The 11,595-nt window shown below is 69.0% G+C and carries 13 protein-coding genes; all 13 read right to left on the bottom strand.

What is annotated here, in order from left to right; genetic code table 11:
• Positions 1-42 precede the first annotated feature (42 nt).
• Positions 43-582: an adenine phosphoribosyltransferase gene (locus OX958_RS14635; protein ID WP_270138070.1), complete on the bottom strand. Its 540-nt coding sequence runs from the start codon at positions 580-582 to the stop codon at positions 43-45.
• Between the two features lie 22 nt (positions 583-604).
• The gene (secF, locus tag OX958_RS14630) at positions 605-1,801 is read right to left on the bottom strand and encodes a protein translocase subunit SecF (RefSeq protein WP_270138068.1); all 1,197 of its coding nucleotides are present in this window, start codon (positions 1,799-1,801) and stop codon (positions 605-607) included.
• Positions 1,801-3,561 (bottom strand): protein translocase subunit SecD, encoded by a 1,761-nt coding sequence (gene secD / locus OX958_RS14625; protein ID WP_270138066.1) that lies wholly within the window; start codon positions 3,559-3,561, stop codon positions 1,801-1,803. Before secD ends, secF begins: the two co-directional genes overlap by 1 nt.
• 83 nt (positions 3,562-3,644) lie before the next feature.
• Positions 3,645-4,094, bottom strand: coding sequence for a preprotein translocase subunit YajC (gene yajC, locus OX958_RS14620; protein ID WP_270138064.1), 450 nt, complete (start codon positions 4,092-4,094; stop codon positions 3,645-3,647).
• A 206-nt stretch (positions 4,095-4,300) separates the two neighbouring features.
• Positions 4,301-5,353: a Holliday junction branch migration DNA helicase RuvB gene (gene ruvB, locus OX958_RS14615; RefSeq protein WP_270138062.1), complete on the bottom strand. Its 1,053-nt coding sequence runs from the start codon at positions 5,351-5,353 to the stop codon at positions 4,301-4,303.
• A gap of 153 nt (positions 5,354-5,506) precedes the next feature.
• Complete coding sequence (ruvA, locus tag OX958_RS14610; RefSeq protein ID WP_270138060.1) at positions 5,507-6,109, bottom strand: Holliday junction branch migration protein RuvA; 603 nt, start codon at positions 6,107-6,109, stop codon at positions 5,507-5,509.
• A 135-nt stretch (positions 6,110-6,244) separates the two neighbouring features.
• The gene (gene ruvC, locus OX958_RS14605) at positions 6,245-6,856 is read right to left on the bottom strand and encodes a crossover junction endodeoxyribonuclease RuvC (RefSeq protein WP_270138058.1); all 612 of its coding nucleotides are present in this window, start codon (positions 6,854-6,856) and stop codon (positions 6,245-6,247) included.
• An 86-nt stretch (positions 6,857-6,942) separates the two neighbouring features.
• Positions 6,943-8,112 carry a GNAT family N-acetyltransferase gene (locus OX958_RS14600; protein ID WP_270138057.1) on the bottom strand — a complete coding sequence of 390 codons (1,170 nt, stop codon included), beginning with the start codon at positions 8,110-8,112 and terminating at the stop codon, positions 6,943-6,945.
• 24 nt (positions 8,113-8,136) lie between these two features.
• Positions 8,137-8,940 carry a CPBP family intramembrane glutamic endopeptidase gene (locus OX958_RS14595; protein WP_270138055.1) on the bottom strand — a complete coding sequence of 268 codons (804 nt, stop codon included), beginning with the start codon at positions 8,938-8,940 and terminating at the stop codon, positions 8,137-8,139.
• Between the two features lie 27 nt (positions 8,941-8,967).
• Positions 8,968-9,429 (bottom strand): hotdog fold domain-containing protein, encoded by a 462-nt coding sequence (locus tag OX958_RS14590; protein ID WP_270138053.1) that lies wholly within the window; start codon positions 9,427-9,429, stop codon positions 8,968-8,970.
• Positions 9,430-9,589: 160 nt separating this feature from the next.
• Complete coding sequence (locus OX958_RS14585; protein ID WP_270138051.1) at positions 9,590-10,351, bottom strand: YebC/PmpR family DNA-binding transcriptional regulator; 762 nt, start codon at positions 10,349-10,351, stop codon at positions 9,590-9,592.
• 34 nt (positions 10,352-10,385) lie between these two features.
• Entirely contained in the window at positions 10,386-10,925 is a 540-nt protein-coding gene (gene pdxT, locus OX958_RS14580; RefSeq protein WP_270139063.1) for a pyridoxal 5'-phosphate synthase glutaminase subunit PdxT, read from the bottom strand.
• Between the two features lie 50 nt (positions 10,926-10,975).
• On the bottom strand, positions 10,976-11,575 hold the full coding sequence (locus OX958_RS14575; protein ID WP_270138049.1) for a DUF6891 domain-containing protein: 600 nt from the start codon (positions 11,573-11,575) through the stop codon (positions 10,976-10,978).
• Positions 11,576-11,595: the final 20 nt, after the last annotated feature.

Below are 11,595 nucleotides of genomic sequence, written 5' to 3'. Positions count from 1 at the left end.
CGGCCTGTGGACAACACGCCGAATTGATGTAACCGCTTGACCTCAGACGGTGACGAGGGTGTCGACGCGCTCCCCGGCGAGCCGGTCACGGCCCGGCAGGAAGGACAGCTCGATCAGGACCGCGGTACCGGCTACTTCGGCACCGCAGCGGCGTACCAGGCGGAGGCAGGCCTCGACCGTGCCGCCGGTGGCGAGCACGTCGTCGATCACCAGCACCCGGTCCCCTGGCGCGAAGGCGTCCTGGTGCACCTCGATGGTCGCCTCGCCGTACTCCAGCGCGTAGGACTCCTCGTACGTCGCGGCCGGCAGCTTGCCCTTCTTGCGGACCGGAACGAAACCGGCGCCCAGGGCCAGCGCGACCGGAGCGGCCAGGATGAAGCCACGGGCTTCGATCCCGACCACCTTGTCGACCACCACGTTGCCGTCGGCATCCCGGCCGAAGGCGGCCAGCGCCTCCACCACCTGGCTGAAGCCACCGTGGTCCGCCAGCAGCGGGGTGATGTCCTTGAACATCACCCCCGCCTGCGGGTAGTCCGGGATGTCGCGAATGCCGTCTTTCAGTACCTCGTCCAGCGAGCGCATCAGCAGCCTTCCGCCCTGGCCGTCACTTACCGCGCTTGGAGCGCGGCTTCCGGGACGGTTGCGGGCGGCCGGCGCCACTTGTCGGCCGCACTGGGCGGCTCGACGCGGTCGGCGTACCGGCGGTCGCGCCCGACGACTTCGGCTTATCCTGCAGCCGCGAGACGTCCGTGGCGCTGCCTCCGCCTACCACCGCGCCGGCGGCGACCGGCGTACCGGCCTTGGCCTTGCTGGTGGAGGCGGCGCGCTTGGCGAGCACCCGGCGGCGCAGCGCCTGCATGCCCGGCTCGCGCTCCTTGAACTGGGCCAGCAGCGCCGGAGCGATGAAGATCGACGAGTACGCGCCGACGGCGATACCGACGAACAGGGCCAGCGACAGGTCCTTCAGCGGGCCGGTGCCCAGCACCACGGTGCCGACGACCAGGATCGAGCCGACCGGCATCAGCGCGATCAGCGTGGTGTTGATCGAGCGGACGATGGTCTGGTTGACGGCCAGGTTGGTCGCGTCGCTGTAGGTGTAGCGGTTCGATCCGGTGATGCCGCGGGTGTTCTCGCGGACCTTGTCGAACACCACGACGGTGTCGTACAGCGAGTACCCGAGGATCGTCAGGACGCCGATCACCGTGGCCGGCGTGACGTCGAAGCCGATCAGCGCGTAGATACCGACCGTGATGAACACGTCGTGGACCAGCGCGATGATGGCCGCCGCCGAGGCCTTGGGCTCACGGAAGTAGATCCAGATCACGCCGAAGACCAGGACCAGGAAGACGATCAGCGCCAGGATCGCCTTGTTGGCGATCTGGGAACCCCACGAGGCGCCGATCTGCGAGGTGCTGACCTGCGCGGTCGGCACATTCAGTTCCTTGGCGATCGCGTCGGTGACCCGGGCGATGTCGGCCTGGTCCAGCGGCTTGGTCTGGACCCGGATCTTCTCACCGCCGATGGTGGTGACGACCGGGTCGCCGAGGTCCTTGGCATTGGTCGCCTTCACCGCGCTGGAGACGTCGGCGATCGTGTCGTCGGTGATCTTGACGCTGCTGGTCTGGTACTCCACGCCACCCTTGAACTCGATGCCGAGCGCCAGACCGCGGGCGAACAGCGCACCGAGCGAGATCACCACCAGGGCGATCGAGACCGCGAACCAGATCTTGCGCTTGCCGATGAAGTCGTAGGAGATCTCACCGCGGTGCAGCCGGGCACCGATGGTTCCGAGCTTCGACATCAGACCTCGCCTCCCACGGGCTTGCGCGTCGACTTCGCCGCCGGCCGGTCGGCCGGCCGCATCTGACCGGGCAGCCGCTCGACGCCGAGGTGTTCGGGGTCGAGGCCGGACAGCTTGTGGCCGTGACCGAAGAAGTCGGTCCGGGCCAGCAGCGTCACCAGCGGCTTGGTGAAGACGAACACGATCACCAGGTCGATCAGCGTGGTCAGGCCGAGCGTGAACGCGAAGCCCTTCACGCTGCCTACGGCGAGGATGTAGAGCACCAGCGCGGCCAGCAGCGAGATCGAGTCGGCCGCGATGATGGTGTGCTTGGCACGGGCCCAGCCGGTCTCCACCGACGACCGCAGGCTGCGGCCCTCCCGGACCTCGTCGCGCAGCCGTTCGAAATAGATGACGAACGAGTCCGCGGTGATACCGATCGCGACGATCAGACCGGCGATACCGGACAGCGTCAGGGTGAAGCCCATCGTCTTGCCCAGCAGTACGACGCAGGCGTAGGTGAGCGCCGCGGCCGCGAGCAGCGACAGCACGACCACCAGGCCGAGGCCGCGGTAGTAGAGGAAGGAGAAGATGATCACCAGGCCGAGGCCGATCAGGCCCGCGGTGATACCGGCCGACAACTGGTCGCCACCGAGCTGCGGGGAGATCGTCGCGACCTCCGAGATGTCGAAGGAGACCGGCAGCGCGCCGTACTTGAGCACGTTGGCCAGGTCGCGGGCCTCGGACTCGGTGAACGAGCCGGTGATCTGCGCCTGCCCGCCCGGGATCGGCTGGGTGACGCTCGGGGTGGAGATGGCGACGCCGTCCAGCACGATCGCGAACAGGTTCGCGCCGGCGGGCTTCTTGGAGATCGCGGTGGTGGCGTTGAGGAACTTCTCGCCGCCCTCACCGGTGAACTTCAGGTCGACCTGCCAGCCCAGTCCGCCCTGCGGGATGCCGGCGGTGGCGTCGGAGAGCTCGGTGCCCTTGAGGATCGCCGGGCCGAGCAGGTACTTGGTGGACTTGTCCTTGCTGCAGGAGACGAGCGGCTTGCCCGGCTCGTCCTTCGGCGCGGGCTTGTCACAGGTGTAGGCGGCGAACGCGGCCTGGGTCGCGGCGTCCGGCTGGTAGTTCAGCGGGTCGCCGTTGTTGACCGGCGGCGCGGGCGGCGTGGCGGCCGGGGTCGACGGCACCGGAGCCGACGGCACCGGGGTGCTCGCCTTCGCCGGGGTCGGCGTCGGGGTGGCGGCGCCCAGCACGCTGCTCCAGGCGCGGCCGTTCGGCGTGGCGCTGGTCGACGGCTTCAGCGTGGTGCTCGGCTTCGGCGGCGTACTCGGCTTCGGCGTGGTCGACGGCTTGCCGGTCGGGGTCGCCGACGGCGGGGCGGTCGGTACCGGAGCACCGGCCTGGGCGTCGTAGACGGCCCGGAAGTACAGCAGCGCGGTCTGACCGACCTGGTCGACCAGACTGTCCTGGTTGGCACCCGGTACGGCGACGGTGATGTGGTCGCTGCCGGACGTGGCGATCTCGGCCTCACCGATACCGGCACCGTTCACCCGCTGCGAGATGATGTTCTTCGCCTCGGTCAACTGCTCGGCCGTCACGTCGCCGCCACCGGCCAGCGACTTCGCCGTCAGGGTGATGGTGGTGCCACCGCGCAGGTCCAGTCCCAGCTTGGGCTCCCAGGACTTCGCGATCGCCATGATCCCGAACAACAGGACCAGGACGACGCCCAGGATGATCAGGGTCCTCCCGGGGCGGGATGTCGTCGTCGTTGCCACGTCAGATTCTTCCTTGCGCTACTGGGCGCGCCCGAGCACCACCGCGGTGCTCGCGCGCCGTACGCCGATAGGACGGGGGTGGTTCAGTTCTCGCTGTGCGTGGGGGGCAGCTTGCCCTTGTCCTGCACCTTCTCGGTCCCGGTGCCCGGTACGTCGACGGTGTCCTTGGTCTCGGCCGGCTCCACCGCGATCTGGTCGGCGGCCTCGTCCACCGGCTCGTCGGCCACCGCGTCGTCGGTCTCCTCGGGGATGACCCGGCCGATCGCGGCCTTGACGAACTGCACCAGCACGCCGTCGGAGATCTCCAGCGTCACGTACTCGTCGTCGACCTCCTCGACGATGCCGACCTGACCACTGGTGGTGATCACCTTGGTGCCCGGCTGCAGAGCGGCGACCGTGTCGGCCTGCTTCTGGCGCTGCTTGCGCTGGCTGCGGCTCATGAACCAGATCATCCCGACAATCAGGATCAGCGGGAGCAGGAGCGTGATGCCCCCACCGCCGGAGGAGGCCATCGGTGCGGCGATCAAAACCATCGGGACTCAGAATCCTTCGTCGAAGATGTAAGGGTGCCCGGCACGCCCTGCGCAAAAGCCCAGGTCGCAGCGGGATGGCCCGGATACGGGCCACCGGGGAGTCTAACCCTGGGCGGCAACAAGTGCCGCATGACAGGGGGTCACGTTTGAGTTACTCGTCACCCCTCCAACGTCGGCGCGGGACGGTTCGTGCCCGGCCGGCCGGATCATTCGTCCTCGGTGTCGAAGAGCGTGTCGGCGAAGGTCGCGCCCTTCGGGACCGCCAGGCCGAGATGCCGCCAGGCCGCCGGCGTCGCGACGCGGCCACGCGGTGTTCTGGCCAGGTAGCCCGAGCGGACCAGGAACGGTTCGGCCACCTCTTCGACCGTCTCCCGCTCCTCGCCGACCGCGACCGCCAGGGTGGACAGGCCGACCGGTCCCCCGCCGAAGCGCCGGCAGAGCGCGTCCAGCACCGAGCGGTCGAGCCGGTCGAGCCCCATCCGGTCCACCTCGTACAGCTCGAGGGCGGCCTTCGACAGCGCGATCGTGACGATCCCGTCGGCCCGGACCTCGGCGAAGTCGCGGACCCGGCGGAGCAACCGGTTCGCGATCCGGGGGGTACCGCGGGACCGGGAGGCGATCTCGGCCGCGGCCTCCTTGGTGATGTCGACCTCCAGCAGGGCCGCCGACCGGTTGACGATCTTCTCCAGTTCGGCGGAGTCGTAGAACTCCAGGTGACCGGTGAAGCCGAACCTGTCCCGCAGCGGTCCGGGCAGCAGTCCGGCCCGGGTGGTCGCGCCGACCAGGGTGAACGGCGGGATCTCCAGCGGAATCGCGGTCGCGCCGGGGCCCTTGCCGACGATCACGTCGACGCGGAAGTCCTCCATCGCCATGTACAGCAGCTCTTCGGCCGGTCGGGACATCCGGTGGATCTCGTCGAGGAACAGCACTTCGCCCTCGTTCAGCCCGGACAGGATCGCGGCCAGGTCGCCCGCGTGCTGGATGGCCGGACCGCTGGTGATCCGCAACGGCGCCGAGAGCTCCGCGGCGATGATCATCGCGAGGGTGGTCTTGCCCAGGCCGGGCGGACCGGACAGCAGGACATGGTCGGGCGCGCGGTTGCGGCCACGAGCTGCGTGCAGGACGAGTTGCAGTTGCTCGCTGACCCGGCGCTGCCCGCCGAACTCGTCGAGTGTCCGCGGCCGCAGAGCGGACTCGATCTTGCGCTCGTCGAGGTCGAGCGCGTCCGCGGAAACCAGCGGCCTGACGTTGTCGTCCATTCGCTACCTCCCCACGATCGGAGCGGAACGCCCGGCGAACCGCTGGGTCGGCTTCACCTTCACGCCTTCGTGAGCGCGCGAAGGCGGCTTCGGCGACTCCGCCTCTCCGCTGCGGGCGCCATCAGGAGCAGAGCGCTGCGTCGGGGTCATCGATTACGCCTTCGAGAGCGCGCGAAGTGCGGCGCGGAGGAGGTCGGGAACGGACGGCTCGGCGGCGTCCGCGGCCAGCGGCGACACGGCGATGACGGCGTCGTCGGCATCTCGCGCCGACCAGCCGAGGCCGACGAGGGCGGAGTGCACCTGGTCGCGCCAGGCGTCGGTCACGGCCAGCGGACGGCCGGAGACGGTGCGCGAAGGGGCGCCGATCTTGTCCTTGAGCTCCAGCACGAGCCGCTGGGCGACCTTCTTGCCGACACCGGGGATCTTCACCAGCATGGCCAGGTCCTCGGCGGCGACCGCCTGCCGGAGCTGGTCCGGGCTCAGCACGGCGAGGGCAGCCTGCGCCAGCTTCGGGCCGACGCCCGACGCGGTCTGCAGCAGCTCGAACAGCTCCTTCTCGTCCGCGTCGGCGAAGCCGTAGAGGGTCAGGGAGTCCTCGCGCACGATCATCGAGGTGGCCAGCTTGAACTCCTGCCCGGGACGCAGTGTCGCCAGCGTGCCGGGGTGGCAGTAGACCTGCAGACCGATCCCACCAACCTCGATCACACAACTGTCCAGCCCGATCGCGGCCACCGGGCCACGCACGAACGCGATCATCGCTTGCCTCCTCGCCGGGCGCCGGGGGTTTCCCCGGCCGCCATCATCGCCGACCCCGCACGCCGCGCGAGCACAGCTCCGCCATCAGCCCTGCCCGACCGTTGCAACAGTGTGCTTCGTGGGCAGGTCTCGCTGTCACCGACGGCCCTTCGGTGCTGGTGCCGCCTGAGCCGCCACGGCCGCGCGCAGTCTAGCCACCTGCAGCCGCGACTGGGCTTGGGCCAGGGCTTCCAGGTTGCCGCGACTCACGGCTGCTTCCTGCAGCCGGCTGGTCACGCCACCGCGCCAGATATGACAGATCGCCAGCGCCAGCGCGTCTGCGGCGTCGGCGGGGGTCGGCCGCTCAGGAAGCTTCAGGATCCGGGTGACCATCGTGGTCACCTGGTCCTTGTCCGCTCGGCCCGAACCGGTCACCGCGGCCTTCACCTCCGACGGGGTGTGCAGCGCCACTGGCAGCCCACGTCGCGCGGCGACCACCATCGCGACGCCGGACGCCTGGGCGGTGCCCATCACGGTGCGCACGTTCGCCTGGGCGAAGACCCGCTCGATCGCGACCGCGTCGGGCCGGTGCTCGACGATCCACTCCTCCAACTGCGCCTCGATCTGGATCAGCCGCTTGGCGACGTCCAGATCGGCCGGCGTCCGGATCACGCCGACGGCAACCATCGTCGGTGGGCGCCCAGGCGTGCCCTCGACGACGCCGAGCCCACACCGGGTGAGTCCCGGGTCGACACCGAGTACGCGCACTGGATCACCTCCGAACGTTTGTTCGACAACCCTAGACGCCGCGCCCGGACCCCACGAAATCGACACTCCGCAGGCTGTGGACGACCTCAGAAGTAGTCGAGCATGTACGACGTCGCGCCCGCGAAGGCCGTATCGATCGCCCCGTCGCCGGCAGTCGCGCCGCCCCACGCCAGCCCAGCCCGGCGCATGGTGGCGAGCGGCGTACCGGAGTAGAGGGCGGACAAGCCACGGGAGCCGAGGCGCAGGACTTCACCGGTTGAGGTGGAGGGTGTGAGCGAGCCAGAGCCACCTGAGACAGACAGGTGCCAGCGTCCGGTATTGGCGGCGAGTTCCGAGTCGTCCAGCTCCAGGTCAACCTCCAGCGAGGCTCCCGGCGCAAAGCCGCGAGCAGAGATCGCCGCTGGGGCGTCGAGCAGCCGCAGCATCCAGTGCTCGATCACTGTGTTCTTGTCGGCTTCCTTGTTGACCAGTAGATGCGCGGGGTCGTCAGGAGACATATAGGCCTCGACATCTGCCGAGATGGAAGATCCGGAGCCCACTACCGACCACAGGGCACGCGCAGTGGCTTCAGAGCCGGCTACCAACTCCTCCACGCGCAGCTTGCCGCTCTGCCAGCCGTAGACGACGAAGCCGTCCTCAGCGAGGTAGCAGAAGCTGTTCTCCTCCCCCAGCCACTCGGCCACCTTGTCCTCCGGCCAGACCAGCGGCCCACTGATCCGGGCGGCAGCATGCAATTGCCCGACAAGCTCCAGGAACCGCTTGGCGTCGGCAGGACCGGCGCGGCGGACGCTGACCTCTTTGCCGCCGAGTGACCGCAGCTCTGCCGCCGGGAACGTGTAGCGGAAGCGACCGCCTGCGAACTCGTACCCGAGGTGCCGGTAGATCACAGTCGTCGCCGGGTAGAGCGCCGACAGCGGATAGCCGTGCTCGACGCTGCGAGCGAGCACCCCGCGCATCAGCTTGCTGCCGACCCCACGCCCCCGGTACTCCGGTGCGACCACGACTCCCGCCACTCCGCCCATCGGCACCTTGCGCCCACCCCACCACTGCTGGAACGCCCAGATCCGGGCCGCGGCGACCAGTTCGTCCCCGTCGACGACACCGACGATCCGCCCGTCGTCGATGAACCCCTGCACATCCGAGAGCCACTCCTCCCGGTCACCGGCGCTCAGCAGCCCGAAAGACCTCGACCGCACCCGGTACACGTCGTCGAGGTGCTTGCTCTCAACATCCACCAACCGCAAGTCGTCAGTCACGCCCAGACCCTACGACGCCACACCTCACACCAGCGACAGCATTAGCCCGACAGCGTTGATCGCCCCGTGCACGGTGATCAGCGGCCACATCAGCCGGTACCGGCTCCACAGGTATCCCAGGAACAGTCCTTGCACCCCCTGGTTGACCAGTACCGACGCCAGGTCGATCCCTAGCTCACCACGGCCCTGCAGCGCGATATGCCAGACCGCCCAGGCGATCGACGACAGCAGGATCGCCGGCCACGGACCGAGCAGCTGCTCCCACCTTGTCTGCAGCCAACGCCGGTAGAAGTACTCCTCAAGCACACTGTTGATGAAGAACACGCCTACGACGGTCAGTACGAGCTCGATCGCGGTCAGGTCCGGCTTGGCTGGTACGGGCACCGCCAGCGGGCCCACGTAGCTCAGCCCCAGGAACGTCGCCACCGGCAGTACCGGCGCCCAGCGGACCGAGGTCGGCCAGTCGGCCGTCGGTTTACCGCCCCACCAGCGGAACACAGCCAGTGGCACGGCAAGCAGCAAGAGCGCCTTCAGTACCTCGAAGAGCCCGAGCCCAAGCACCTTCAGCAGTACTGCGAAAGCCGCCGCACACCCCAGCAGGATCCAGGCCTGCCGCCGATCAGCCGACCCGCCAGGCGCCCGGTCGAGCCGCCACGGCAGCACTCTGATCAGCAAGATGCCGACAACCGCAGGGATCCACCGCGCCCACATCGGCTGGATGCTGTCGCTGTCGGCGGTGTACCGCACATCGGTGTTGCCGGTGACCACCAGCACCAGCGCAGAACCCACCAGTACTGCGATCCCGCCCGCCAGCACCCATCTCCGCATCGGCAGGAGTCTGTCAGCCGGCAGGGTCTACTTCTTGTCGGTGACCCAGAGATTGATAGTGCCCTGTACTACGACAGTCCCGTCGTCCCTGGTCGCCTTGACCTGGACCGGCACGTCCGGGCCGGCCGCCCAGGCAGCAGGGTCGGTCTCGGCGGAGCAGGTGAGGTCCGAGGTCGACTTGGCCAGGTAGGCGACCTCCATCCCCTTCGGCAGCCAACGCTTGCCGGCTGGGACGGTCGCCTCCGCCAGCGCGCCCATCGCGGCCTCCAACCCGTTGCAGACGGCGATCGCGTGCACGGTGCCGATGTGGTTCTGCACGGCCCGCCGCTTCGGCAGGACGAGCGACGCGTAGTTGGGGCTGACCTGCACGAACCGAGGCCGCACCGACCGGAAGTACGGCGCCTTCCAGGTGAACGCCACCGAGAACAGCCTGGTACCGCCGGGGAGACCGCGGAACTTCTCCCACATCGCCAACACCTGATTCGCCATACGGCAGATGTTACCCACCGGTCACTTACCCTGTCGATGCGTTCGGCGGCGGCACCCGCGCAACCGGGGTTACCTCCGCGACTGGTGGGCTACCCCAGGTTCGTACCGGGGGTAACTCACCTCAGCCGGGGGTAACCCACAGACTCCAGCCCGGCGTCGGTCAGCTGACCTCGGCCATGACCTCGTCGGAGACGTCGAAGTTGGCGAAGACGTTCTGGACGTCGTCGCTGTCCTCGAGAGCGTCGATCAGGCGGAAGATCTTGCCGGCGCCGTCGGCGTCCAGCTCGACCGTCATCGACGGGACGAAGGAGGCGTCGGCCGACTCGTAGTCGATCCCGGCGTCCTGCAGCGCGGTCCGGACCTTGACCAGGTCGCTGGACTCGCTGATCACCTCGAAGGACTCGCCGAGGTCGTTGACCTCGTCGGCGCCGGCCTCGAGCACGGCCTCCATCACGTCGTCCTCGGAGTACGACTTGCCGTCCTGCTCCTTGTTCACCACGATGACGCCCTTGCGGTGGAACAGGTACGCGACGCTGCCCGGGTCGGCCAGCGAGCCGCCGTTGCGGGTCATCGCGGTCCGGACGTCGGCCGCGGCCCGGTTGCGGTTGTCGGTCAGGCACTCGATCAGCATCGCGACGCCGTTCGGCCCGTAGCCCTCGTACGTGATCGACTGCCAGTCCGCGCCACCCGCCTCGGCGCCGGAGCCACGCTTGACCGCGCGGTCGATGTTGTCGTTGGGGACCGACGACTTCTTCGCCTTCTGGACCGCGTCGTACAGGGTCGGGTTGCCCGCGAGGTCACCGCCGCCCGTCCGGGCGGCCACCTCGATGTTCTTGATCAGCTTCGCGAAGAGCTTGGCGCGCCTCGAGTCGATGACCGCTTTCTTGTGCTTGGTGGTGGCCCACTTGGAATGGCCTGACATCGCGAACCCAACCCTTCTACCGCCTGCAACTGACCTAGAGGTCGCGCACCAGATCGGCGAAGTAGCCGTGCAGCCGAGCGTCACCGGTCATCTCCGGATGGAACGACGTGGCCAGCAGCCGATCGTGGCGAACCGCGACGATCCTACCCGCGCCCGGGCCGGACTCCACCGTGGACAGCACCTCGACGCCCAGACCGACCCGTTCGACCCACGGTGCCCGGATGAACACCGCGTGGTACGGCGTCTCGAAGGCGGCGAAGTCGAGCTCGGCCTCGAACGAGTCCACCTGCCGCCCGAACGCGTTCCGGCGGACCGTCACGTCCAGCCCGCCGAGGGTCTCCTGGCCGGTGATGCCGCCGGTGATCTCGTTCGCCAGCATGATCATCCCGGCGCAGGTGCCGAACACCGGCATCCCGTCCGCGATCCGCTTCCGCAGCGGCTCGAACAGCTCGAACGCGCGGGCCAGCTTGTCCATCGTGGTCGACTCGCCGCCGGGCAGCACCAGGCCATCGACCTCGGCCAGCTCCGCCGGCCGGCGGACCGGGCGCCCCTCGACGCCGACCGCGGCCAGCATCGCCAGGTGCTCCCGGACGTTGCCCTGCAGGGCGAAGACGCCGATGACGGTCACAGCCGTACCCTCCGTTGCCAGTCGATGGTCACTTCGATCCGGCCCTCGTCGAAGGTGGCCGGCAGGTTCCGCTCTCGCAGCAGAGCCAGAATGTCCTCCAGCAACGGCTCCCCCGGGGCCACGTTGGCGGTGTCGGGATGCCACACCTTGAGCTCGAGCATGCCGAAGTCGACGGCGTGCCAGACGTCGGTGTCGGTGAAGAACACCAACCCTTTCGGCTCGGCCGCGGACTCCAGTACTTCGCGCGCCGCGTGGTGATCCGACGTGTACCGCACGACGACCACACCCAGCGACTCCAGCTCAGCCAGTACTGCGTCCAGCCGATCCGGACCGGTCTCGTCGGGCCACCCGGCCGCGTCTGCCTCCAGGGCGGCCAGCGCGTCGTCGATCAGCTCCGGCACGAGCACCGCCGGGTCAGCCGCCGGGGCATCCTCAGCGACTGCCTCTGTAAGAGCAGAGGCGACAGCAGCACGATCGGCATAGCCGGAGCGGACCAGCACCCGAGCAAGCCCGCGCAGCTCACGCTCAACCCGCTCCCCCAGCCCGTACGCCGCCCGTGCGACCTGCTGCTCGTCGGGCGCCGCGCCGCTCGTCATCGGGAGAGCTCGCCGGTCGC

Source organism: Kribbella sp. CA-293567 (genome assembly GCF_027627575.1).
Taxonomy (GTDB): Bacteria; Actinomycetota; Actinomycetes; order Propionibacteriales; family Kribbellaceae; genus Kribbella.
This window is presented reverse-complemented; position numbering and strand designations above follow the sequence as displayed.

Coding starts and splice junctions, on each gene's coding strand:
- OX958_RS14590 (WP_270138053.1), bottom strand. CDS start 9,429: ATGGCGAATCAGGTGTTGGCGATGTGGGAGAAGTTCCGCGGTCTCCCC.
- OX958_RS14595 (WP_270138055.1), bottom strand. CDS start 8,940: ATGCGGAGATGGGTGCTGGCGGGCGGGATCGCAGTACTGGTGGGTTCT.
- yajC (WP_270138064.1), bottom strand. CDS start 4,094: ATGGTTTTGATCGCCGCACCGATGGCCTCCTCCGGCGGTGGGGGCATC.
- OX958_RS14635 (WP_270138070.1), bottom strand. CDS start 582: ATGCGCTCGCTGGACGAGGTACTGAAAGACGGCATTCGCGACATCCCG.
- secF (WP_270138068.1), bottom strand. CDS start 1,801: ATGTCGAAGCTCGGAACCATCGGTGCCCGGCTGCACCGCGGTGAGATC.
- OX958_RS14585 (WP_270138051.1), bottom strand. CDS start 10,351: ATGTCAGGCCATTCCAAGTGGGCCACCACCAAGCACAAGAAAGCGGTC.
- OX958_RS14575 (WP_270138049.1), bottom strand. CDS start 11,575: ATGACGAGCGGCGCGGCGCCCGACGAGCAGCAGGTCGCACGGGCGGCG.
- pdxT (WP_270139063.1), bottom strand. CDS start 10,925: ATGCTGGCCGCGGTCGGCGTCGAGGGGCGCCCGGTCCGCCGGCCGGCG.
- ruvB (WP_270138062.1), bottom strand. CDS start 5,353: ATGGACGACAACGTCAGGCCGCTGGTTTCCGCGGACGCGCTCGACCTC.
- ruvA (WP_270138060.1), bottom strand. CDS start 6,109: ATGATCGCGTTCGTGCGTGGCCCGGTGGCCGCGATCGGGCTGGACAGT.